We start from the raw sequence: 22877 nt of genomic DNA, 5'->3' as shown, positions 1-22877 counted from the left end.
AACACTCGCGCGGGCTTGCCCGGGAAGGACCGACGTTGAAGGCTCTCATCTCTGAACCGGCGTCCACGGCGGTCTCCTTGCCGCGCCGCCGCATCCTGGTGATCCACAACCCTGTCGCCGGCGGGCGGCGGACCCGGCGGCTGCGGGTCGCGGTCGAGGCGCTGGCCCAGCGCTACGGGGCCAGCGTGACGGTGCACGCCACGACCGGGCGTGGCGACGCCGAATCGCTGGCGCGCAGCCTGGCCCCGGGAGCCTTCGATGCGGTGGCGGTGGCCGGCGGCGACGGCACCATCAACGAGGCGATCAACGGCCTGGCGGCGCGCGGCGGCGGCGCGGTCGCACCGATTCCCATGGGCGTGGTCGCGCTCGGCACGGCGAACGTCCTGGCCCACGAGCTGGCCTTGCCGCTCGACCCGGTGGCGGCGGCCGGCGTGCTGGCGATGGGCGCCGAGCGCCCGATCCACCTCGGCGTCGCCAACGGCCGCTGCTTCGCCATGATGGCCGGGGTCGGCCTCGACGCCCAGGTGGTGGAGCGCGTGGACTCGGGCGTGAAGCGGCTGATCGGCAAGGGCGCCTACGTGCTGGAGACGCTGGGCCAACTGGCCGCGGACCGGGAGCGGCGCTACCGCGTGACCGTCGACGGGGTGGTCCACGAGGTGGCGTCGGTGATCGTTGCCAACGGCCATTTCTACGGCGGCACCTTCGTGTGCGCGCCGGACGCCTGCCTCAGCGACCCGCGCCTGCACGTCTGCCTGTTCCCCGGCCGGGGGCGCTGGAACGCCTTGCGGTACGTCTGGGGTGTGACGGCGGGGCGCCTCCGGCACTTCCGCGACTACCGGGTGGTGCCGGCCAGCCGGATCGTCATCGAGGGGCCGGACGGCGACGCCGTGCAGGGCGACGGCGACGTCATCGCCCGCGTGCCGGCGGAGATCGCCGTCTCCCCCTGGACCCTCCCGGTCCTGGTGGGGCAGGGCGTGCGGATCACGAACGACAGGACTGAACGATCAGACGCATGACGGGGCCTTCACGCGCCTGATCGTCGTGCCGCGATCCGGTACGGCAGCGGCCTGGGATGGGCCGGTGGCGACGGTGCCCCGGCCCGGCACCGCCGCGACACGATGCCGCCGCGACGGTGCCCGTCGTGCCAAGGCCGGGGAGCCCTACGCCCGCTTCTTCTTTTTGGAGCGGGCCTGCAAATAGGGGGCGAGGTAGCGGCCGGTGTAGCTGCGTTCGACCCGGGCGACGTCCTCGGGGGTGCCGGCCGCGACGATCTCGCCGCCGCCGGTGCCGCCCTCGGGGCCGAGGTCGATGACCCAGTCCGCGGTCTTGATGACCTCGAGGTTGTGCTCGATCACCAGCACCGTGTTGCCCTGGTCGACCAGGGCGTGGAGCACCTCCAGCAGCTTCTCCACGTCGGCGAAGTGCAGGCCGGTGGTCGGCTCGTCGAGGATGTAGAGGGTGCGCCCGGTGGCGCGCCGGCTCAGCTCCTTCGACAGCTTGACCCGCTGCGCCTCGCCGCCCGACAGGGTGGTGGCGGGCTGGCCGACGTGGATGTAGCCCAGCCCCACCCGGTCCAGGGTCTCCAGCTTGTCGCGGATCGACGGCACCGCCTTGAAGAACTCCTTGCCCTCCACCACCGTCATGTCGAGCACGTCGGCGATGCTCTTGTCGCGGTAGAGGATCTCCAGCGTCTCGCGGTTGTAGCGCTTGCCGTGGCAGACGTCGCAGGTGACGTAGACGTCGGGCAGGAAGTGCATCTCGATCTTGATGACGCCGTCGCCCTGGCACGCCTCGCAGCGCCCGCCCTTGACGTTGAACGAGAAGCGGCCGGGGCCGTAACCGCGGGCCTTGGCCTCGGGCAGGCCGGCGAACCAGTCGCGGATCGGCGTGAAGGCGCCGGTGTAGGTCGCGGGGTTGGAGCGCGGGGTGCGCCCGATCGGCGACTGGTCGATGTCGATGACCTTGTCCAGGTGCTCCAGCCCGTTCAGCGCGTCGTGCTCGGCCGGATGCTCGCGCGCCCCCATCAGCCGGCGCGCCACCGCCCGGTACAGGGTCTCGACCACCAGGGTCGACTTGCCGCCGCCCGACACCCCGGTGACGCAGGTGAAGGTGCCCAGCGGCACCCGTGCGGCGACGTCCTGCAGGTTGTTGGCGCGCGCCCCCGTCACCTCCAGAACCTGGCCGGGGTGGCCGGGACGGCGCGCCGCCGGCACCGGGATGCCGCGCGTCCCGTTGAGGAACTGGGCGGTCAGGCTGGCCGGGTTCTGCTGCACCTCGGCCGGGGTGCCGTGCGCCACCACCGTGCCGCCATGGGCGCCGGCGCCCGGGCCCATGTCGACGAGGTAGTCGGCGCTGCGGATGGCGTCCTCGTCGTGCTCCACCACCAGCACCGTGTTGCCGAGGTCGCGCAGCCGCTTCAAGGTCGCCAGCAGGCGGTCGTTGTCGCGCTGGTGCAGACCGATCGACGGCTCGTCGAGCACGTAGAGCACGCCGGTGAGGCCGGAGCCGATCTGCGAGGCCAGGCGGATGCGCTGGCTCTCGCCGCCCGACAGCGAGCCGGAGCCGCGGCCGAGCGTCAGGTACTCCAGCCCGACCGCGTTGAGGAAGCCCAGGCGCTCGTTGATCTCCTTGAGGATGCGGTGGGCGATCTCGCGGTCCTTGGGGCGCAGGTGCTCCGACAGCGCGGCGAACCACGCCCCCGCCTCGGCGATGGACATGGCGGCGGCGTCGGAGATGTGGTGGCCGCGCACCTTCACCGCCAGCGCCTCCGGCTTCAGCCGGGCGCCCTTGCAGGTCTCGCAGGGCTGGGAGGACTGGAATTTCGACAGCTCGTCGCGCACCCAGGCGCTGTCGGTCTCGCGGAAGCGGCGCTCCAGGTTGTTGACGATTCCCTCGAAGGCCTTGTGGGTCTGGTAGTTCCGCAGCCCGTCGTCGTAGGTCATGGTGATCGGCGCGCCGTCGGAACCGAACAGGATGGTGCGGCGCACCTCCTCGGGCAGGCCCTCCCACGGCGTGGTCATCGCCACGTCGAAATGGCGGCACAGGCTTTCCAGCGTCTGGTCGTAGTACTTGGACGAGGAGTTGGCCCAGGGCGCGATCGCCCCCTTGGCCAGGGAGCGGCCCTCGTCGGGCACCACCAGCAGGGGGTCGAAGTAGATCTTCGAGCCCAGGCCGTCGCAGGCCGGGCAGGCGCCGAAGGGGTTGTTGAAGGAGAACAGGCGCGGCTCGATCTCGGGGATGGTGAAGCCGGACACCGGGCAGGCGAACTTCTGGGAGAACACCGCCTGCTCGCCCGAATCGGCGTTCTCCACGAAGACGATGCCGTCGGCCAGCGCCAGCGCGGTCTCCAGGGAATCGGCCAGGCGGTTGCCCAGGCCCTCGCGCACCACCAGGCGGTCGACCACCACCTCGATGTCGTGCTTGAGCTTCTTGTTGAGCGCCGGCACCTCGTCGATCTCGTGCATGGTGCCGTCGACCCGCACGCGCTGGAAGCCGCGCTTGCGCAGCTCCTGGATCTCCTTGCGGTACTCGCCCTTGCGGCCGCGCACGAAGGGGGCCAGCAGCAGCAGCCGGGTGCCCTCGGCCATCTCCTGGATGCGGTCGACCATCTGGCTGACGGTCTGGCTCTCGATGGGCAGGCCGGTGGCGGGCGAGTAGGGGATGCCGACGCGCGCCCACAGCAGGCGCATGTAATCGTAGATCTCCGTCACCGTGCCCACGGTCGAGCGCGGGTTCCGGGAGGTCGTCTTCTGCTCGATGGAGATCGCCGGGGACAGCCCCTCAATGGAGTCGACGTCCGGCTTCTGCATCAGCTCGAGGAACTGGCGGGCGTAGGCCGACAGGCTCTCGACGTAGCGGCGCTGGCCCTCGGCGTAGATGGTGTCGAAGGCCAGCGACGACTTGCCCGACCCGCTGAGCCCGGTGATGACGATCAGCCGGTCGCGCGGCAGGTCGACGTCGACGTTCTTCAGGTTGTGTTCCCGCGCGCCGCGGACGCTGATGGTCTTGTTCATGGAGTGTTCTTAGCCGAAAGCCATGCCGAAAGAAAGAGGGCGAGCGGGCGCCGGAGCAGAGCCCGCACAGATATGGACGGCACGCCCGCCGATTGCCACCAGCGCGATGCCGCGTTGCGGCGGGCGCACGAAACCGCTTCCCCCGACGCCGCCGCGCGCGGTATACGTTCTTGGTATGTTCCAGTGAGGGCGTGCCATCATCGTCCGTTGACCCGGCGGGGCCCGGCGTGCTTCGTTGCGCGACGGAGGGACGGCACCGGGAACGCCCTGGTCACCCGCAGGAGGAGAGACAGTGCCATGAACGTGTGGACCTTTACCGGGCGGCTCGGCGCGGACGCGGAACTGCGCAGCGTCCAGAGCGGCGAGAAGGTGCTCGGGTTCCGCGTCGCCAACGACGTGGGCTTCGGCGAACGCAAGACGACGCAGTGGGTCGACTGCTCCATCTGGGGCCGCCGCGCCGAGGCGCTGGCGCCCCACCTCACCAAGGGCAAGGCCGTGGTGGTGTCCGGCGAGGTCACGATCCGCGAGTACGAGAAGCGTGACGGCACCCGCGGCGCCGGCCTGTCGGTGCGCGTGGCCGAGATCGACTTCACCGGCGGCGCCCGCGAAGAGGGCGGCGGGGGCGGCTACGGCGGCGGTGGCGGCGGCCAGGGCGGCTACGGCGGGGGTGGCGGTGGCCAGGGCGGCTATGGCGGCGGCGGCGGTGGCGGCGGCCAGGGTGGCGGCCAGGGCGGCGGCGGCCGCGCGCCGGCCCACAACGACCTGGACGACGAAATCCCGTTCTGACACGGGGCCCCGGCTGGTCGGGGCGGCCAGTCGGGGCTTCCGGTGGCCGGGGCGACGCGCCCGGTGGCGGAGGTGCCGGGATGATTCGGTTGGACGAGGTGCGGATCCGGGAGGTCGACCTGATCCGCCACGCCGACGTCTGCATCACGTTCCTGCGGGATAGCTTCGACTGCAGTTTCCTGGGTCCCGCGGCGTGGGACGGGACCTTCGGCCGCGACGGCGAGGGCTATCGGGCGTGGCTGCGCGCGTACCGGGGCACCATGCTCCATGCCTGGTACGGCGCGCGCATCGTTGGCGAACTGATGGCGGATGCCGATGCCGCCTACCTGCAGCACATCTACGTCGTTCCGGACCTGCGGCGAACCGGTCTCGGCGCGCTTTTGCACGCCCGGTTCCTCGACATGCTCAACGGCAGCGGTCCGAGCAGGGCGACCCTCAAAGTGTCGAAGCGCAACCTCCCGGCCGTCCGCTTCTATGAGCGGATGGGCTGGCGCCGTGTCTCCACCGACCTTCGCGATGAAAAGCTCGACCTATACGAATTGGCGCCCGCGGCACCCACCAGGTGCTGAAAAATTGTTTGACGCACCATTTGACATCGTGATGGTGGTGGGTAACACTCATCCGGTCTCGAGCAATGTCATAAATCCCGGAGATGACCGCCATGGCGAGCAAAAAAGACGAGGAGTCGCTTCATCGTGTGACCGGATTCTCCCTGTCGCTCAACGAGGAGGAGACGGAGCGCTTCCTGAAGGTGCTGAACGAAGAGGGGCTCATGCGGGCCGGCTTCGTCATCCACGAGTCCAACAACGCCAGCGTCACGGTCGAGCTGATGCCGAAACCTCCCGGAAAGGGCAAGTAGCGGCGGTTTGATCCGGTCCGGCACCCTGACGGGGGGCGGGATGGTGGTGTGCTCGGGTCGTCCGATGGACATGCAGTGGCTGAGTTCCAGTCTGCGCGCGATGCCGCTCGACGTGACCCTCACCCGCGCCAAGGTCCTGGCGGAGGCGTACGGGATTGTCAGGATCACCGACACCACGCGTCTGGACCGGATCGGCATCCCGGTGTTCGCGAGCATTCGCCCCGGCGCGGAACCGAATTCGCTGTGCGTGAATGCGGGAAAGGGTGTCACCGTCGACGAAGCGCGGGTTGGCGCGTACATGGAGGCGATCGAATTCGCGGCCGCGGAGTTCCGCCGCCGCCAGGTGGCTGTGTGGGACTGGACGCCACGCGCCATCGCCGGCCAGAGCGCATTCCCCCACGCGTTCGTCGACCTCTGCCCGCTGCTGGGCGTTCCCGTCGAACCGGACGGGCCCATCACCTGTGTGGAGGCGGAGGACGCAGCCACCGGTGGGCGGGTGGCGGTCCCGGCGGAACTGGTGTTCTTTCCATTCAACGAGAATCCCGGCCAGCGGGTGTTCGGCACCAGCACCAACGGCCTGTGCTCGGGAAACACGACCGACGAGGCCACGGTCCACGGGATCTGCGAGGTCCTCGAGCGCGACGTCCAGGCCTTCAACTTCATCCATGACCGTTCGCTGTTCGTTGACCCGCCCGACGACCACGTGGTGCGCCGCTTGATGGACGCGACGGCCGCGGCCGGTGTCGAATGCGCCCTGCGCTGGACACCCAACGTCCATGGCCTGCCCTACTTCCAGGCCTTCATCCTGGAACCGGACGACGAAGCGCCCATCGCCATCTCCCACGGCACCGGGTGCCACCCGGTCCGCGACATCGCCGCGGTGCGGGCCCTGACGGAGGCGGCACAGAGCCGTCTCAGCTACATTCATGGCGGCCGCGACGACCTCGTCGAGCGCGCCCGCTTCTTCGCCGCCCAGGGGGAGGCCGCGGAACGCCATGCCACCGCGTCCATGCGGGCTCGGGTCACCTCCGCGAGCCGGAGAGTCGCCTACCACGAGACACCGGACTGCAGCGATGCCTTGCGCGTTCACGGAGGGGGCGTGGCGGGGACGCTGCAATGGCTGCTGACCCATCTGGCCGGTCGCGGCTTTCCACAGGTGCTCCGTGTGGTCCTCACGCCGGACGAGACCTTGAAGGTCGTACGCGTGATCGTGCCGCGGCTTGAATCCTTCGAACCGTCACTCAAGCGCGCCGGACCGCGCCTGAAGGCCCAAGTGAACACCTGGAAATGACATCCTCGCCCATCCTCTTCGCCGGCCCCAGCCTGGCCGGCATCGATCCGGCGCTCCTGACGGGGATCGATCTGCTCCCGCCGGTGCGACGCGGTGACGTGGAGCGCGCGGTGACCGCCCGGCCCCGGCCCGGCACCCTCATCGTGGCGGATGGGGTCTTCCATCACTGCCCCTCGGTGGGGCATGCCGAACTCCGGCGGGCCATCGACGCTGGCTGGGAGGTTTGGGGCGTCTCGTCCATGGGGGCGATCCGCGCGGCTGAGATGCAGCGTTTCGGGATGCGCGGGTTCGGTACCGTGTTCTCCCGGTTCGTCGCCGATCCCGATTTCACGGACGACGAGGTCGCCCTGCTGCACCTCGGCGAGCCTCCCTACACGTCCGTCACGGAACCGCTGATCCATGTCCGGCTCTTTCTCGACGCCCTGTGCCGCCGGGGCCGTCTCGGCCACCCGCAGGCCGCGGCCGTTGTCGCCAGACTGCAGGGGGTGTGGTTCGGACACCGTGACGCCATCTGGCTCGCGACGCTGCTGCGGGAGGTCGGCGGCCTGCCCGCCGACGAGGTTCCCATCGCCATGAGGTCGCTTCACGACCATCGCGTGAAGAACGCGGATCTCCGTGTGTTGCTGGCGGAGCGGCCATGGACGCTGTAGCGGGGGGAATCAGGGGGATCTTTGCCGAGATGGGCGGCGTCGCCTTCGTCGACGACCGGTTCATCCCGGGCGTTCTCCTGTCGATCGTGGCGGCCGTCCGCCGGCGGTTCGATCCGGCGGCGCACCCCGCCCTCGTCGACTACCTCGATCCGGACAACGCACGGTGCCTGTTCGACCGGTTCGCCCGCTCGCGCGCGGACGTGCCGGAGTCCGTGCCTCTCGACGAGGACGACCGCGCCCGCCTGTCCCGGGCCTATGATGAGGTTCTGGACGTGAGGCCGGACTGGCGGGGGCTACTCGACATTCCGGTTCGCCATCGGAAGCTGGTCGACGATCGCATCAGCGTCACCAGCGCCCTCACGCCCCAGGTGATTTTCATCGGGCGCGCGGCGCTGGGTGATGCCGACCTCCTTGCGGAGGTCGTGGTTCATGAGCACGCCCATCTCTGGCTGAATTTCCTCGCCGAGGCGGCGGATCTTCAAACGGCCGAGGCGACCGAGACCTACACGCTTCCTTCGGGAACCCCTGGAAAATCCGTGCGGGGCGTTCTTCTGGCCGCCCATTTTGCGGCAGCGACCCACGGCTTCCACACCCGCAGCGGGCGCCATCCGGCGCGGGCGGCCTACCTCTCCTCCTACCTCACCGGCTGTTTGGACATGCTTCGCGGCGCGACGGGCATCAGCACGATGGGGGGGTGCGTGCTGGACCGCCTCGACGCCTACGCCAGGACGGCGGCCGTCGGGAAACCGCGGCAGGAGGGGCAATGACCGGGGACCCGCTGGCGCGCTTCTGGGAGGATTTCGAACACCGCTCGGTGGGGGGAACGGAACCGGCCGTCCTCGATGCGACCCTGCTCCCGGAGCCCGTCTTTCGCCCGGAGGACGGCATCGCGCTGGCCGGCCCGATCTTCCGAGCGGGCGACCTGTCGGTGAACATCGGTGGTGAACTGCGCCAGGATGCCGTGCTGTTGCCGCCGCCGGACGATCCGGCTGATTACGGGGCGTTCGTCGACCGGCTGGCCGCCGCAAACGGCACCGACACCATCACCTTCACGCGGGACTATTGCTTGAAGCACTCGCCGGCTCTCGCCCGCCGGCTTCGGGCGTTCATCCATCCCTACATCCGCGACCGCGGTGTTCCGACCTCCGGGATCAATGGGGTGTTCATCGGCGGACGGTACCGGGCGACGTGGATCGGCCTTCACAACGACTTCTGTGACACGTTCTTGATCCCGGCGGTGGGGCGCAAGCGCATGCTGCTCTGGCCGCCGTCGTTCTTCCAGGATTCCCCGCTGATCGCGTCGCCAGCCCTCAACGGCATCTGCTACGGGCACGTCGACGTCGAGCCTTTCCGCCCCGCGGCACAGGTGGCGGCGCTCGGGCCGGGCGAGATCCTCTTCATCCCGGCCCGGTGGTGGCACTACAACAGCCTGCCCGAGCCCGATCTCACGATGACGCTCTCGGTCGGGCTGTTCAACACGACGACGGTTGAGGAGCGTGTCCTTCGGGCGGTGACCGCCTGCGGGCGGGACGACCGGCAGGGGGGCCGCGGCACCCCTCCGGCTCCGGGCGGCGTGCTGTCGGCGGACCTCGGAGAGGTGGCCGACGATGCCGACGCCGAGCATCTCATCGCGCGCGCGCGGCACATGCTTCGCCTGCAGAGGCTCGTGGCGTCGTCCTGCGGCGCCGTCCTCGGCAGCGGTCCGTTTCGCGACCCGCCGTCGGGTCTGATGAGCGAACGACTGCGGGGATGCGCGGATTCGCCGGTGTATGTCGTGTCGGGCGAACCGAGCCTGGTGATCGCCGGCGGTGGTGTCCGGGCCGTGGCGGAGGATGACGCCGTGCGCCGGCTCGTGGAGGCCGTCAGCACCCGCGAGGTCTTCCGCCCCGATGATCTTTCGGGCCGCGGGCCACCGGCGCCGTCGACTCTTCCTGCGCTCGTGGCGTGGCTCTATTCCCTGGGGTGCGTCGACCTCGTGGCCGCGAACGAGTCGTCGGAATGACCACCGCCCCACGCGCGTCGGGCGACACAGGAGCGTTCTACGACAACGTCTACCGCCGTCTCGACCGCACGGACTGCTTCGACCGGCTGCTGCGGGATGCGTTGGCCGGACTGGCGCCCCCGCCGCTCCGGCAACTGTCGTTCCTCAAGGCGTCGGAACTGGACCACATCCGTCTGGCGGCGGCAATGGGCGGACGAGCCGTGCGCGGCCTTGAGGTCGGGTGCGGATTGGGCGGCCTGACCGGATTTCTGACGCGCAGCTCCGACGCGCCTTGGGCGGGTCTGGACCGCTCGGCCATCGCCGTGACCGCCGCCAGCCGGCGCCACGGAACGGCGGACTGCCGCTTCGTATGCGGCGATATGGAAGCCCTGCCGTTCCCCGACCGGGCGTTCACGTGCGTCGTCGCGGTCGATGCCATCCAGCACGCCGCGTCCTACACGCGATGCGCCAAGGAAATCGCCCGGGTGCTGGCGCCACGCGGCACGTTCGTCTTCACCAACTGGATGGCCGCCACGGGATTCGACGCGCTCGTCGCCACCGATCCGCTGCTCCTGTCGCTCGCCGGGGCGGGCTTCGCGGTGTCGACGATCCACCAGACCGATCCCGGGCTCGCGCTGCAGACCGCCGTCTACCGCCGGATACTCGAACGCCGCCAGGAGATCGAGGTGGCGCTCGGCGGGGCGTTCCTCGCCTCGATGTTCGCCGAGTGCGACCATCTGCTCCGCCGACGCGATGCGGTGACTCGTCATCTGACGGTCGCGGTGCTCGTCCGGGACGGCAACGGGCGGGCGCGTGACGAGGTGCCCCCGCCGGCGTCGACACCGGCGATGGAACGGCGCGCCGGCACCCCCGCGCAAGGGTGGATCGACGGCGCGGTCGACGTCCGGGACGCGGCGATCGGGACGGGACCCGTCGGCCCTCCCTGACCACGGGAAATCATACTGGAGTATGTCATCCGCGTGCCGGCTATCGCGGCCGCGGCCGGACTCATCATGATCGCCCGATTTTTGCGGCTGTCCGGATCCGTGGCACCCCCGGCACGCGGCGGCGCGCGCATGAGGAGGGTCCGATGGCGTTTTCCCTGGCCAACGCGAAGCTGCGGTGGCGATTCATCATCATGGTCGCCGTGCTGGTGGCGGCGGTTGCGGCGCTTGGCGCCGTGTCGGCCCGGCTGCTCCATCAGCAGATGGTCGACGACCGCGTAACCGCCCTTCGGTCGATCGTCCAGGGCATGGGCGGCATCGCGACGCAGCTGGAGAAGGAGGTCGCCGCCGGCACCATCACCCGCGCCGAGGCGTTGGAGCGGTTCGGCCGGACCGCCCAGGGCTTCGTCTACGGCGAGAACGACTACATCTTCGCCTACGACCGCGACGGGGTGACCGTCGCCCACGCCAAGGCGGCGATGATCGGCACGCCGCGCATCGACGTGCAGACCGGGGGACGGGCGCTGGTCCGGGAAATGCTGGACGGGGCGAAGGCGACGGGCGAGGTGGTGATCCACTACGACTATCCCCGCGTCGGCAGCGACGTGCCCTCGCCGAAGATGAGCTACGCCGCCTTCCACACCGGCCTGGGCGTGTTGATCGGCACCGGAGTCTACATCGACGACATCGACGCCACGTTCCGGGACATCGGATGGACGCTGGGGCTGGCGGTGCTCGCCACGGCGGTGCTGGGAACCGCGCTGGCGACGCTGGTCGGGCTCAGCATCACCCGGCCGCTCGGCACCCTGGAACGGCGGATGTACCGGGTCGTCGAAGGCGACCTCGACGCCGACATTCCCGAGGCGTCGCGCGGCGACGAGATCGGGCGCATGGCCGGCGCGGTCCAGGTGTTCCGGGACAACATGCTGCGCACCCGCGCCCTGGAGCGCGAGGCCAAGGAGATGGAGCAGCGGGCGGCGCAGGAGCGGCGGGACGCCACCGCGCGCCTCGCCGACCAGTTCGAGGCCAGCGTCGGCGGTGTCGTCCACGCCGTCTCGTCGGCCGCCACCGAGCTGCAGACCAACGCCCGCAGCATGTCGACGACCGCCGAGGAGACGGCGCGCCGGACCATGTCGGTGGTGTCCTCCACGGAACGGGCCTCGTCGGACCTGCAGACCGTCGCCGCGGCGGCGGAGGAGATGAACACCTCGATCAGCGAGATCAGCCGCCAGGTGTCCCAGGCCTCGCGGATCTCCCAGGAGGCCGTGGGCGAGGCCGAGCGCACCAACGGCATCGTCGAATCCCTGGCCGGGGCCACCGCGCGCATCGGCGCCGTCGTCGACCTGATCAACAACATCGCCAGCCAGACCAACCTGCTGGCGCTGAACGCCACGATCGAGGCGGCGCGCGCCGGCGAGGCCGGCAAGGGCTTCGCCGTCGTCGCCAGCGAGGTCAAGACGCTGGCCACCCAGACCGCCAAGGCGACCGAGGACATCGCCGCCCAGATCGCCGAGATCCAGGGCCAGACCGGCGGCGCGGTGGACGCCATCCGCGGCATCTCCCGGACCATCGGGCAGGTGAACGAGATCGCCACGTCGATCGCCGCGGCGGTCGAGGAGCAGAGCGCCGCCACCGCCGAGATCGGCCGCAGCGTGCAGCAGGTGGCCGAAAACGCCGGGCAGGTGAACGGGGTCATCGACAGCGTGAACAAGGACGCCAGGCAGACCGGCGCGGCGGCCAATCACGTGCTCTCGGCGGCCGACCAGCTGTCGCGGGAATCGGAGCGCCTGCGCAGCGAACTCGCCACCTTCCTCGGCCGCGTCCGGGCCTCGTGAGAGTGCCCCGCACACCGGGTCGGGTGTGCGGGGTTCGGCGGGATCGGCGGGTTCACGGGGGGCTGGCGGAGGTGCGGCGCGGTCAGGACCGCGTCGGCGTCGGCTCACCCGGCATCGGGTCGGTGGCCGGCGGCGGCACCTCGGGCGGCACCCCGGGGTTGGGCGGAATGCGCGGCTCCGGCGCCGGGGGCGGCGTCGTCCCAGGCTCCGGAGTGGTCGGCCCCGGCGGGGGGGGAATTTCGCCGGGGCCACCCATCGTCGGTGCGCTCAAGGGAGGCCGCTCAGTTGGCTTCGTCTTCGATGGCCTCACCGCCGGCCTGCATGTCCTCACCGAATCCTTCCATGGTGTTGCAGGCGCCGAGCACGGCGGTGACCGACAGAAGGGCGCCGATCAGGACGGCCGGACGGATCATTTCCCAAACGCTGCGAGACATGGCCGCTGACTCCTTCGATGATGGGGGAAAGTGCCTGGTCAACGCTGGCCAGAGCGCCGCGGTTCCACGGGGGCGCGACGCGACGGCGGGGTACCCATTGGGGGCAGGCGGCCGGGGCGGACGGGTGTGCAATGCGCCCGGCGCGGACGCTGGGCGCTTGACGCCCGGGCGGGCGCCGCCAAGATGGCCGCGTCGCAGCCGAGGTGCCCATCCGATGTCCGCCGAAACCCGGACCCTGCCCGCCGATCCCGCGACCGCCCCGGCCGGTGCCGCCGCGGCGGGGGTGCGCGCGCACGTGGTCGACACGGTCCGCCTGGCCGGCCCGGTCATCGTCTCGCGCCTCGGGCTGGTCGTCATGATGGCCGTCGACACCGCCGTCGTCGGACGCTTCAGCGCCGACGAACTCGCCCATTTCGGCCTGGCCCTGCTGCCGGCCAACCTGATGATCCAGTCCGGGGTCGGCCTGTTGCTGGGCACCATCGCCATGACCGCCCACGCGCTGGGCGCCGGCCGGGCCGGCACGGCGGGGGCGGTGTGGCGCCGCGCCGTGCCCTACGCCCTGCTGCTGGGGCTGGGCATGGCGGCGCTGGCCTTCCTGGTGGAGCCGGTCTACCGCGCCGCCGGCCAGACGCCGGCGGTCGCCGCCGGCGGCGCCGCGGTCACCGCGATCCTCGGCCTGGGCACCCCGGGCATGCTGCTGTTCGTCGTCACCGGCTTCTTCCTGGAAGGGTTGCAGCGCCCGCTGCCGGTGATGGTCGCGATGCTGGCCGGCAACCTCGCCAACGGGGCGCTCGCCTACGCCCTGGTGTGGGGGGCCGGCGGGTTGCCCGCGCTGGGCGCGGAGGGCGCCGCGTGGGCCACCGCGGCGACGCGCTGGGCCATGGGGCTGGGGCTGGCCGCCTATGTCTGGTGGATGCCCGACCGTGCCCGCTGGGGGGTGCGCGGCGGGCTGGCCGGCTGGTGGCGGGACGGCCGGCGCCAGCGCACCCTGGGCTACGCCGCCGGCCTCAGCCTGTCGGTGGAGAGCCTGGCCTTCACCTCGATGGGCTTCTTCGCCGGGATGATCTCGCCGCTGGCGTTGGGCGCCTTCACCATCGCCCTCAACCTGGTGGCGCTGCCGTTCATGGCGGCGGTCGGCTTCGCCGCGGCCACCGCCGTGCGGGTCGGCGTCGCCTACGGGCGGGGTGACCGCCGTGGCATGGCGCTGGCGGGTTGGGTCGGGCTGGCGGTGACCAGCCTGTTCCTCGCCGGGGTGGGAATTGTCTACCGCATCGCCCCGGCCGTCATGGCGTCGGTCTACACCGCCGATCCGGACCTGCTGGCCGTCGTCTCCCCGCTGGTGGCCTTCATCGCCTGGATCCTCGTTGCCGACGGCGGGCAGACGGTGATGGGCAACGCCCTGCGCGGGCGCAACGACGCGTGGGTGCCCACCATGCTCCATTTCGTGTCCTACGCCGTGGTGATGATCCCCGTTTCCGCGCTCCTCGCCTTCGGCCTGGGGCACGGGGTGCGCGGACTTTTAGAGGGCATTCTCATCGCGAGTGTGGTATCCGTGGGCGTCCTTTCGTTGCGCTTCGCGCTGTTGTGTCGACGCTGAGGCGTGCCATGGCGGACGGCGTTGTGTGCACATGCGAAGAGTGATAAAATCCCTAATCTTGGGTAGGTGGCGCGGCCCGGGGGCAGCCCCGGATCGACGGCCGTTCTGTCCCCTTCAGACGAGTTTGGTTGCTTGAGCACGACACCGCCCCCTCCCGCCTCCGACATCGCGCCGGTCACCATCGAAGACGAGATGCGGCGTTCGTACCTCGATTACGCCATGAGCGTGATCGTGAGCCGGGCGCTTCCGGACGTGCGCGACGGCCTCAAGCCGGTGCACCGCCGCATCCTCTACGCGATGAAGGAGGGCGGTTACGATTCGACCAAGCCCTACAAGAAGTCGGCGCGCATCGTCGGCGACGTCATGGGTAAGTACCACCCCCACGGCGACAGCGCGATCTACGACGCCATGGTCCGCATGGCCCAGGACTTCTCGATGCGCCTGCCGCTGGTCGACGGCCAGGGCAATTTCGGCTCGATGGACGGCGACCCGCCGGCGGCCATGCGCTACACCGAGGCGCGGCTGGCCAAGGCCGCCGAGGCCCTGCTCGACGACATCGACAAGGACACCGTCGACTTCGGCCCGAACTACGACGAGTCCAGCCGCGAGCCGCTGGTGGTCCCGGCGCGCTTCCCCAACCTGCTGGTCAACGGCGCCGGCGGCATCGCCGTGGGCATGGCGACGAACATCCCGACCCACAACCTGGGCGAGGTGATCGACGCCTGCTGCGCCTACATCGACAACAACGCCGTCACCGACGACGAGCTGATCGAGCTGGTGCCCGGCCCCGACTTCCCGACCGGGGCGCTGATCCTCGGCCGGGCCGGCATCCGCTCGGCCTACCACACCGGCCGCGGCTCCGTGATCATGCGCGCGCGCAGCGAGATCGAGGAGGTGCGCAAGGACCGCCTGGCGATCATCGTCTCCGAGGTGCCCTACCAGGTCAACAAGGCCAAGCTGATGGAGCGCATCGGCGAGGTCGTGAACGACAAGGTGGTGGAGGGCATCTCCGACCTGCGCGACGAGTCCGACCGCGACGGCGTGCGGGTGGTGATCGAGCTGAAGCGCGACGCCGTGCCCGACGTGGTGCTGAACCAGCTCTACCGCCACACCCAGCTGCAGACCTCGTTCGGCGTCAACATGCTGGCGCTGAACGGCGGCCGGCCGGAGATGATGGGGCTGAAGGCGATCATCGCCGCCTTCGTGGAGTTCCGCGAGCGGGTCATCACCCGGCGCACCGAGTTCCTGCTGGGCAAGGCGCGCGAGCGCGCCCACACCCTGGTCGGCCTGGCCGTCGCGGTGGCCAACCTGGACGAGATGATCGCCCTGATCCGCCGCGCCCCCGACCCCGCCCAGGCGCGCGAGGAGATGGTGACGCGCGAGTGGCCGGCCGAGGACGTGGCGCCGCTGATCCGCCTGATCGACGAGCCCGGGCGCGACGTCAGCGCGGCCGGGACCTATCGCCTGTCCGAGGAGCAGGCGCGCGCCATCCTCGACCTGCGCCTGCACCGCCTCACCGGGCTGGAGCGCGACCGCATCGGCAACGAGCTGAAGGACGTCACCGACCAGATCGCCGACTACCTGGAGACCCTGGCCGACCGCGCCAAGCTGCTGGGCATCCTGCGCGACGAGCTGGTGGAGATGAAGGAGCGGTTCGGCACGCCGCGCCGCACCGAGATCCTCGACGTGGAGTTCGAGTCCGACATCGAGGACCTGATCCAGCGCGAGGACATGGTCGTGACCGTCAGCCAGTCCGGCTACGTCAAGCGCACGCCGCTGTCCACCTACCGCGCCCAGCGGCGCGGCGGCAAGGGCCGCTCCGGCATGAGCATGAAGGCGGAGGACGCGGTCTCCGACCTGTTCGTCGCCTCCACCCACACGCCCCTTCTGGTGTTCTCGTCCCGCGGCATGGTGTACCGCCTCAAGGTCTACCGCCTGCCGCTGGGCACCCCGCAGAGCCGGGGCAAGGCCTTCGTCAACCTGCTGCCGCTCGAGGACGGGGAGACCATCTCCACCGTCCTGGCGCTGCCCGAGGACGAGGCCACCTGGGGCGACCTGCACGTGATGTTCGCCACCTCGCAGGGCAACGTGCGACGCAACCGCCTGTCGGACTTCGCCAACATCCGCTCCAACGGCCTGATCGCCATGAAGCTGGAGGAGGAGGGCGAGCGGCTGATCGCCGTGCGCACCTGCTCCGAGGCCGACGACGACGTGCTGCTGGCGACACGGGCCGGCAAGTGCATCCGCTTCCCGGTGCCCGACGTGCGCGTGTTCTCCGGCCGCACCTCCACCGGGGTGCGGGGCATCCGCCTGGGCAAGGGCGACGAGGTCATTTCCATGTCCATGCTGCGCCACGTCGAGGCGACGCCGGAGGAGCGCGCCGGCTACCTGCGGATGCGCCGGGAGAAGGGGCTGGACATCGTCGGCGAGTCGGCGCCCGAGGGCGAGGGCGAGGGCGAGGCGACCGGGACCGAGACCCTGGCGCCCGAGCGCTACGACGAGCTGGAGCGGCTGGAGCAGTTCGTGCTGACGGTGTCGGACCGCGGCTTCGGCAAGCGCACCTCGTCCTACGAGTACCGCACCGCCGGGCGCGGCGGCCAGGGCATCTGGAACATGGAGATGGGCGAGCGCAACGGCGCCATCGTCGCCTCCTTCCCGGTGACCGAGGCGCAGCAGATCATGATGGTCAGCAACGGTGGCCAGGTCATCCGCATGCCGATCCACGACGTCCGTCTGGCCGGACGCAAGACCCTGGGCGTCACCCTGTTCCGGGTCGACCGCGAGGAGCGGGTGGTGTCCATCGCCCTGATCGAGGACGAGGCCGATGACGCGGAGACCGGCATCGCGGAGACCGGCATCGCGGAGGCCGGTGTCCCGGAAGCCGGTGCCCCGGATGCCGGCGGCGCCAACGACAAGACGCCCGGCGATGGGACCGGGACCGCCGAGGACAACGCCCCGGATGCCCCCCAGGACTGAGACCAGGCGGAAGGATCCACCATGGACAAGCGCCGCATCGGGGTCTACCCCGGCACCTTCGACCCCATCACGAACGGTCATCTGGACATCATCCAGCGGGCATCGCGGCTGGTCGACCACCTCATCGTCGGCGTCGCCCGGAACGCCGGGAAGGGGCCGCTCTATTCCACCGACGAACGGGTGTCGATGGTGCGCGAGGATGTGGCGGCGCTGAACGGCGGCGCCAGCATCGAGGTGCGCGCCTTCGACACGCTGCTGATGCACTTCGCCGTGGAGATGGACGCCTGCGTCATCATCCGCGGCCTGCGCGCCGTCTCCGACTTCGAGTACGAGTTCCAGATGGCCGGCATGAACGCCCGCCTGAACCCGAAGGTGGAGACCATGTTCCTGATGGCGTCGGAGAAGCACCAGTTCATCTCGTCGCGCTTCGTCAAGGAGATCGGCCGGCTGGGCGGCGACATCGGCCATTTCGTGAGCCCTCGGGTGGCCGCGCATCTGCGCGAGCGGTTCGCCATCGAGGCCGGCAACGGCGACGAGGCCAAGCGCATGCAGACGCTCAAGGAATAGGGCTGACGCGGTTCCGCGGCCGGTGCGGAACGGTTGACCGCGGCGCTGCACCGACCTATGGTGCCGCCCGCCCACGCTGTTGGGAGCGCGTAGCTCAGCCGGTAGAGCAACTGACTTTTAATCAGTAGGTCCTGGGTTCGAGCCCCAGCGCGCTCACCATTCAAGCCCCTGGAACGCTTGGCGTTCCGGGGGCTTTCCCGTTTGGGGGTGTCAGACCCGTTTGGGGGTGTCGGAGTGTGTCGCGCTCTGACATCAGCGGTCAGCGGGGCATCGACGCCGCCGGGTCTCCTGGCCAAGTTAGCCGCTTGGACGGGGATACCGGCCCGGCGCCTTCGGATCGGCGGGCGGGCGGCCGGCGTGCGTCGACACCCCGGACTCTAATGCGCCGTTCCACCCAAGGCAACGCCGCGCGGCGTTCGACCGGACCGGCCGCATCGCCGGTCGGGTGGGCGCGCCGGGGAGCGGCGTGTCAGGCGTCCCGCATCAGCAGCAGCACGCGGTCGTCGTAGGCGTAGCAGGGGTGCGCCACGATCGCCCGTTCGGCCACATCCGCGTAGCCGTGGCGCCGGTAGAGGCGCTCGGCCCCGCGGTTCTGGTTGAACACCTGCACCGACACCCGACGGCAGCCGGCGGCGCGCGCCTTGTCCCCGGCCAGGGCGAGGAGGCGGCTGCCGATGCCGGCATCGCGGTGCTCCCGGAACACCGCCAGGGCGTTGATGTAGTAGCTGCCCGCCGCCACCCGCTCCAGGGCCACCAGCGGGCGCAGCAGGGCCGGCAGGGAGTCGAGGCCGGCGTCGGCGTCCTCGGTGGCCTCGCCGGCTGCCCGGGGCAGCGGATAGGCCAGCAGCATGGCGACGACGGCCCCGTCGCGCTCGACCACGTCGGCGTTGCGGTACGAGAAGCCGCCGCTGTCGCGCCGGGCCCGCTCCTCGCCGACCTCCAGGGGCGTCTGGCCGGGCCCGGCCATGGCCGACCACAGGTGCATGGGGATACCCTCGCCGGCGATGGCGATGAGGGCGGCCAGCGCCGGGGCGTCGCTCGGGCGGGCGGGGCGGATGCGCAGGTCGGCGGTGGCGGCCGTGGTGGGGGCCGTGGTGGCAGTGTCGGTGCGTGGCGCGGTCATGGTGGTGGTCTCCGGTGGCTCAGCCCCAGCGGGGCTGGACGTCGATGGGCAGGCCGAGGACCGTCTTGCCGACGAGCACCGCGTCCTCGATGCGCCGGGCTTCCGTCGGCCGGGGCGTCGCGTGATGGCTGTCCAAGATCGATCCCTCCTGTCGTGTCGCGGGTGGCACCGTAGATCGGCCGCGACGCTTCCGTTAGGCTGGGATCGGACGAAACCGGTCCGTTTCGGACGGTGACACGCCGGTGCGCCATGACCGATCCCGCTGCCAGAGGCCTCGTCACCGCCATCGTCGCCACCCCCGACGCCGCGGCGTCGGGGCTCTACATGCTGGTCGACGTTCTGTCTTCGGTGGGCCGCGACTGGGAGATGCTGCACGGCCGGGAGCCGCGGCCGCCCCGCTTCCTGACCCGCGTGGTGTCGGTCGATGGGCAGGCGCTGCGCGCGCCCAACGACGTCCTCATACAGCCCCACGCCGCCATCGGCGACATGCCGGCCCCCGACGTGGTGCTGGTGCCGGACCTGCTGGTCATGCCCGACCAGCCGCTGCCGCCGTCCTACGACGCCCTGGCGGAGTGGCTCCGCCGGGTCAGTGACGGCGGCGCCATCGTCGCCTCGGTGTGCTCCGGGGCGTTGCTGCTGGCCCGCAGCGGCCTGCTCGACGGCGGCGAGGCGACAACCCACTGGGCCTATTGCGACGCACTGGCGCGGCGCTTCCCCGGCGTCACGGTGCGCCGCGAGCGCATCCTGGTCCCGGCCGGGCGCGAGCACCGCGTCATCACCGCGGGCGGCACCTCGTCGTGGAACGACCTGCTGCTCTACCTCGTCGCCCGCCTGGCCGGACCGGAGGAGGCGGTGCGGATCGCCAAGCTCTACCTTCTGCAGTGGCACGGCGAGGGCCAGCTCCCCTTCACGGCCTTCCCCGCCGGGCGCCAGCACGAGGACCGGCTGGTCGCCCAGTGCCAGCGCTGGATCGCCGACCACTACGCCGCCGCCAACCCGGTGGCGGCCATGGTCGCGATGAGCGGCCTGTCCGAGCGCCGCTTCCACGCGCGCTTCCGCCGCGTCACCGGCGTGGCGCCCCTGGCCTACGTCCAGTCGCTGCGGGTCGAGGAGGCCAAGCACCTGCTGGAAACCACGGACATGGCGGTCGACGCCATCGCCGCCGAGGTCGGCTACATCGAACCGGCGAGCTTCCGCCACCTGTTCCGGCGCACCGTCGGCATTCCCCCCTTGGCCTACCGCCGGCGCTTCCAGCCCCTGTTCCGCATGGCCGGCCCGGCCCCGGCCGGGCTGTGAACGGCCCGGCGGCCGGTCCGACGGCCCGTGGTACTCCCGACGTTCCGTCTCAATCTACGGCACGGAAAGCGGAAAACATGGATTTTCCATAGAAACTATGCTATCTCACAGCCGCATTTTAGACGAACGTGAATGTGGAGGAAATATGAACGTCGAAGATCGTAAGGATATCCTTACCAGCATCAGCGATGACGACGCGAAGTCTTCCGAAGCGAAAGCGATCGAAAGCAGCGAAGCCAAGTCGCCCAGCGACGAAGACTACCACAATGCAGCGGCATTGGCGCATCGTTCGTCGGCCCATTGATTTGCTGATCCGCCGCGGGCCAGCGCCCGCGGCGATGTCCCAACTTTGCCGCAAATCTGTCCGGCCATCGCCCCAGAGCTAAGCCTACGGTGGACGGGTGACCGCAAGCGGGACCGCTGCGCCGGAGACCACACCGGCGGCCAACGGCCCGTCCGCGGTTCCTCCCCGTCCCACCTGGAGGCTTCCCGATGACGACCGACCGCACCGGCCTGCTGTTCGAGGCCGACTTCGACAGCGGCTCGTCGATCACCTCGATGGGTTTCAAATATTCCGGCAACCCGTCCTCCATCGTCTCGATGGACGGCGAGCGCGGGGTCAAGCTGACCCTCGACCACTACGGCGCCAACAGCTACGCGTACCGCACCGAGATCCAGCCCAACGCGCTGCCGTCCTCGGACTTCACCAGCGGCATGTTCGCCAAGATGGGCGGCGAGTTCTGGTACGGGTTGAGCACGTACATGCCCGACAGCTGGTCGCAGGTCGACACGTCCGACACCATCATCACGCAATGGCATGCCCAGCCCGACGCCGGCAACCCGCCGGTGGCGCTGCAGACCAAGTACGTGAACGGTGAGCAGCACTACAACCTGATCATCCGCTCCCACCCCTCCGCCGATGGCACCAGCGGCTTCAAGTACATAACCCAGTTCGACCTCGGCAAGATCGACGGCGACATCGGCGCATGGGTCGACTGGGCCTGGCACATCAAGTGGTCGCCGAGCGGCGACGGCTTCCTGGAGCTGTACAAGAACGGCGAGAAGGTCGTCGATTTCGACGGTGGCACCTGCTACGTCGACGACGCCGGCCCCTACCTGAAGGTCGGCCTCTACAAGTACGACTGGCATTCCGGCAGCGACACCGGCCCGGACAGCCGCACCCTCTACGTCGACAACGTTCGCGTCGGCGACGAGACGGCGAGCCTGGCGACGGTGGTGGCGGACGACACCGTGGCGTCCGGCGACGCCGGATCGGGGGGCGCCGGATCGGGGGACACCGGATCGGGGGACACCGGATCGGGGGACACCGGATCGGGGGACGGCAGCGACGCGGTGGCGTCCGGCACCACCGAGTCGGGCACCGCCGACACGACGGCGTCGGGTGGCGGCTCCGGCGGGACGTCCGGGGCGGGCGGCTCGGCGACCTCGGGGGCGGCGGCCGTGCCGCCGGCCCCGCAGCCGTCCAGCGCCGCGGCGACCGCCGGCGACGACGCCCTGGCCGGCAGCGCCGCCGCCGACGTGATGAGCGGCGGCACCGGGCAGGACACCCTCTCCGCCGGGCTCGGCGACGACGCCCTCTACGGCAACCACGGGTCGGACATGCTGTTCGGCAACCAGGGGGCCGACACCCTGTTCGGCGGCCAGGACGCCGACGTGGCGTTCGGTGGGCAGGACGCCGACGCGGTGTTCGGCAACCTCGGCGACGACGCGCTCTACGGCAACCTCGGCGACGACGCCCTGTTCGGCGGGCAGGGCGACGACCGGATGTTCGGCGGGCAGGGCGACGACCTGATGGCCGGCAACCTCGGTGCCGACACCATGGCCGGGGGGCTGGGCGCCGACCGCTTCATCGTCGGCCAGGTCGGCACCGGCGTCGACCGCGTGCTCGACTTCGCGGCCGGCGAGGACCGGCTGGACCTGTCGGCCGCCCGGGCGGCGTTCGAGGCGGCCACCGGACAGGCGCTGACGGCCGAGTACCTCGCCTTCGTCCAGGCCGGGGCGGCCACCGAGGTGCGGATCGACGCCGACGGCGCCGGTGCCGGCGGCTTCGCCACCGTCTGCGTGCTCGACGGGGTCGCCGCCGGTGACCTCACCCTTGGCGGCAACGTGGTGCTGCACGACGACGGGACCGACGGTCTGGTGTGAGCGCGCCGGCGGTGTGGACGAAACACCGCGGATCGGACATCGGGGTGTAACACGGCGGCGCTATGGTGCCGCCCGACCGCCCCTGACGAGACCGAGACCGGCCATGAGCCGCACCGCACCGATCGACCGACCCCTCTACTGCGCCTGCTGCGGGCGCCCCTTCCAGCGCCCCAGCCTGCGCGGTCCGGCCCCCCTCTACTGCTCCAAGGACTGCCGCGACCAGATCCGGGTGCGCGCCCGGGCGTGGCGCGGCCATGCCGCCGCATCGGGCGGCGCCGTCGCCGCGCCACGCCGGCCCCGCGGCGAGCGGCGGCGGGCCTAAGCCCCGGCGCCGGGCGGAGCGGCCGGCCCGGCCGCGG

20 protein-coding genes and 1 tRNA gene are annotated in these 22877 nt (G+C 70.8%); 18 read left to right on the top strand and 3 right to left on the bottom strand.

Annotated elements, in window-relative coordinates; translation table 11 throughout:
- Positions 1 to 35 precede the first annotated feature (35 nt).
- Positions 36 to 1016, top strand: coding sequence for a diacylglycerol/lipid kinase family protein (locus AC6H2I_RS23785; RefSeq protein WP_497503241.1), 981 nt, complete (start codon positions 36 to 38; stop codon positions 1014 to 1016).
- Positions 1017 to 1160: 144 nt separating this feature from the next.
- Here AC6H2I_RS23785 and uvrA read toward each other — a convergent pair whose 3' ends face one another.
- Positions 1161 to 4013, bottom strand: a complete 2853-nt coding sequence (gene uvrA / locus AC6H2I_RS23780) for an excinuclease ABC subunit UvrA (protein ID WP_497503240.1) — start codon at positions 4011 to 4013, stop codon at positions 1161 to 1163.
- A 297-nt stretch (positions 4014 to 4310) separates the two neighbouring features.
- Here uvrA and AC6H2I_RS23775 point away from each other — a divergent pair, with 297 nt between their 5' ends.
- The 9 genes from AC6H2I_RS23775 (at position 4311) to AC6H2I_RS23735 (ending at position 12359) form a co-directional block, all read left to right on the top strand.
- Entirely contained in the window at positions 4311 to 4799 is a 489-nt protein-coding gene (locus AC6H2I_RS23775) for a single-stranded DNA-binding protein (protein ID WP_497503239.1), read from the top strand.
- 80 nt (positions 4800 to 4879) lie between these two features.
- Positions 4880 to 5368, top strand: a complete 489-nt coding sequence (locus tag AC6H2I_RS23770) for a GNAT family N-acetyltransferase (protein WP_497503238.1) — start codon at positions 4880 to 4882, stop codon at positions 5366 to 5368.
- Positions 5369 to 5460: 92 nt separating this feature from the next.
- The gene (locus tag AC6H2I_RS23765) at positions 5461 to 5658 is read left to right on the top strand and encodes a hypothetical protein (protein WP_497503237.1); all 198 of its coding nucleotides are present in this window, start codon (positions 5461 to 5463) and stop codon (positions 5656 to 5658) included.
- A gap of 64 nt (positions 5659 to 5722) precedes the next feature.
- Positions 5723 to 6949 (top strand): YcaO-like family protein, encoded by a 1227-nt coding sequence (locus AC6H2I_RS23760; RefSeq protein ID WP_497503236.1) that lies wholly within the window; start codon positions 5723 to 5725, stop codon positions 6947 to 6949.
- Entirely contained in the window at positions 6946 to 7599 is a 654-nt protein-coding gene (locus AC6H2I_RS23755; protein WP_497503235.1) for a TfuA-like protein, read from the top strand. Before AC6H2I_RS23760 ends, AC6H2I_RS23755 begins: the two co-directional genes overlap by 4 nt.
- The gene (locus AC6H2I_RS23750) at positions 7587 to 8366 is read left to right on the top strand and encodes a hypothetical protein (RefSeq protein WP_497503234.1); all 780 of its coding nucleotides are present in this window, start codon (positions 7587 to 7589) and stop codon (positions 8364 to 8366) included. Before AC6H2I_RS23755 ends, AC6H2I_RS23750 begins: the two co-directional genes overlap by 13 nt.
- Positions 8363 to 9601 (top strand): cupin-like domain-containing protein, encoded by a 1239-nt coding sequence (locus AC6H2I_RS23745; protein WP_497503233.1) that lies wholly within the window; start codon positions 8363 to 8365, stop codon positions 9599 to 9601. Before AC6H2I_RS23750 ends, AC6H2I_RS23745 begins: the two co-directional genes overlap by 4 nt.
- Positions 9598 to 10527 carry a class I SAM-dependent methyltransferase gene (locus AC6H2I_RS23740; RefSeq protein ID WP_497503232.1) on the top strand — a complete coding sequence of 310 codons (930 nt, stop codon included), beginning with the start codon at positions 9598 to 9600 and terminating at the stop codon, positions 10525 to 10527. Before AC6H2I_RS23745 ends, AC6H2I_RS23740 begins: the two co-directional genes overlap by 4 nt.
- A 143-nt stretch (positions 10528 to 10670) precedes the next feature.
- A complete protein-coding gene (locus AC6H2I_RS23735; RefSeq protein ID WP_497503231.1) occupies positions 10671 to 12359 on the top strand; it encodes a methyl-accepting chemotaxis protein in 1689 nt (562 codons plus the stop codon).
- 281 nt (positions 12360 to 12640) lie between these two features.
- Here the strand turns inward: AC6H2I_RS23735 and AC6H2I_RS23730 are convergent, their stop codons facing one another.
- Complete coding sequence (locus tag AC6H2I_RS23730) at positions 12641 to 12793, bottom strand: entericidin A/B family lipoprotein (RefSeq protein ID WP_497503230.1); 153 nt, start codon at positions 12791 to 12793, stop codon at positions 12641 to 12643.
- 214 nt (positions 12794 to 13007) lie between these two features.
- Here AC6H2I_RS23730 and AC6H2I_RS23725 point away from each other — a divergent pair, with 214 nt between their 5' ends.
- The 4 genes from AC6H2I_RS23725 to AC6H2I_RS23710 all read left to right on the top strand — a co-directional run bounded on the left by AC6H2I_RS23725 (position 13008) and on the right by AC6H2I_RS23710 (position 18092).
- On the top strand, positions 13008 to 14390 hold the full coding sequence (locus AC6H2I_RS23725) for an MATE family efflux transporter (protein WP_497503229.1): 1383 nt from the start codon (positions 13008 to 13010) through the stop codon (positions 14388 to 14390).
- Between the two features lie 192 nt (positions 14391 to 14582).
- Positions 14583 to 17366, top strand: a complete 2784-nt coding sequence (gyrA, locus tag AC6H2I_RS23720; RefSeq protein ID WP_497503290.1) for a DNA gyrase subunit A — start codon at positions 14583 to 14585, stop codon at positions 17364 to 17366.
- A 21-nt stretch (positions 17367 to 17387) separates the two neighbouring features.
- Positions 17388 to 17933 (top strand): pantetheine-phosphate adenylyltransferase, encoded by a 546-nt coding sequence (gene coaD, locus AC6H2I_RS23715; protein WP_497503228.1) that lies wholly within the window; start codon positions 17388 to 17390, stop codon positions 17931 to 17933.
- 83 nt (positions 17934 to 18016) lie between these two features.
- Positions 18017 to 18092 (top strand) — tRNA-Lys (locus AC6H2I_RS23710).
- A 310-nt stretch (positions 18093 to 18402) separates the two neighbouring features.
- Here the strand turns inward: AC6H2I_RS23710 and AC6H2I_RS23705 are convergent.
- A complete protein-coding gene (locus AC6H2I_RS23705) occupies positions 18403 to 19056 on the bottom strand; it encodes a GNAT family N-acetyltransferase (RefSeq protein ID WP_497503227.1) in 654 nt (217 codons plus the stop codon).
- A 249-nt stretch (positions 19057 to 19305) separates the two neighbouring features.
- Between AC6H2I_RS23705 and AC6H2I_RS23700 the strand changes: the two genes are divergently transcribed.
- The 4 genes from AC6H2I_RS23700 (at position 19306) to AC6H2I_RS23685 (ending at position 22840) form a co-directional block, all read left to right on the top strand.
- Entirely contained in the window at positions 19306 to 20352 is a 1047-nt protein-coding gene (locus AC6H2I_RS23700; protein ID WP_497503226.1) for a GlxA family transcriptional regulator, read from the top strand.
- Positions 20353 to 20497: 145 nt separating this feature from the next.
- A complete protein-coding gene (locus AC6H2I_RS23695) occupies positions 20498 to 20656 on the top strand; it encodes a hypothetical protein (RefSeq protein WP_497503225.1) in 159 nt (52 codons plus the stop codon).
- 188 nt (positions 20657 to 20844) lie between these two features.
- The gene (locus tag AC6H2I_RS23690) at positions 20845 to 22518 is read left to right on the top strand and encodes a heparin lyase I family protein (RefSeq protein ID WP_497503224.1); all 1674 of its coding nucleotides are present in this window, start codon (positions 20845 to 20847) and stop codon (positions 22516 to 22518) included.
- A gap of 103 nt (positions 22519 to 22621) precedes the next feature.
- Positions 22622 to 22840, top strand: coding sequence for a hypothetical protein (locus AC6H2I_RS23685; protein WP_497503223.1), 219 nt, complete (start codon positions 22622 to 22624; stop codon positions 22838 to 22840).
- The last annotated feature ends 37 nt before the right edge of the window (positions 22841 to 22877 follow it).

The sequence above is a fragment of the Azospirillum sp. NS33 genome, assembly GCF_059703765.1.
The sequence above is the reverse complement of the archived record's forward strand: the minus strand, read 5'-3'. Positions and strand labels throughout refer to the sequence as shown.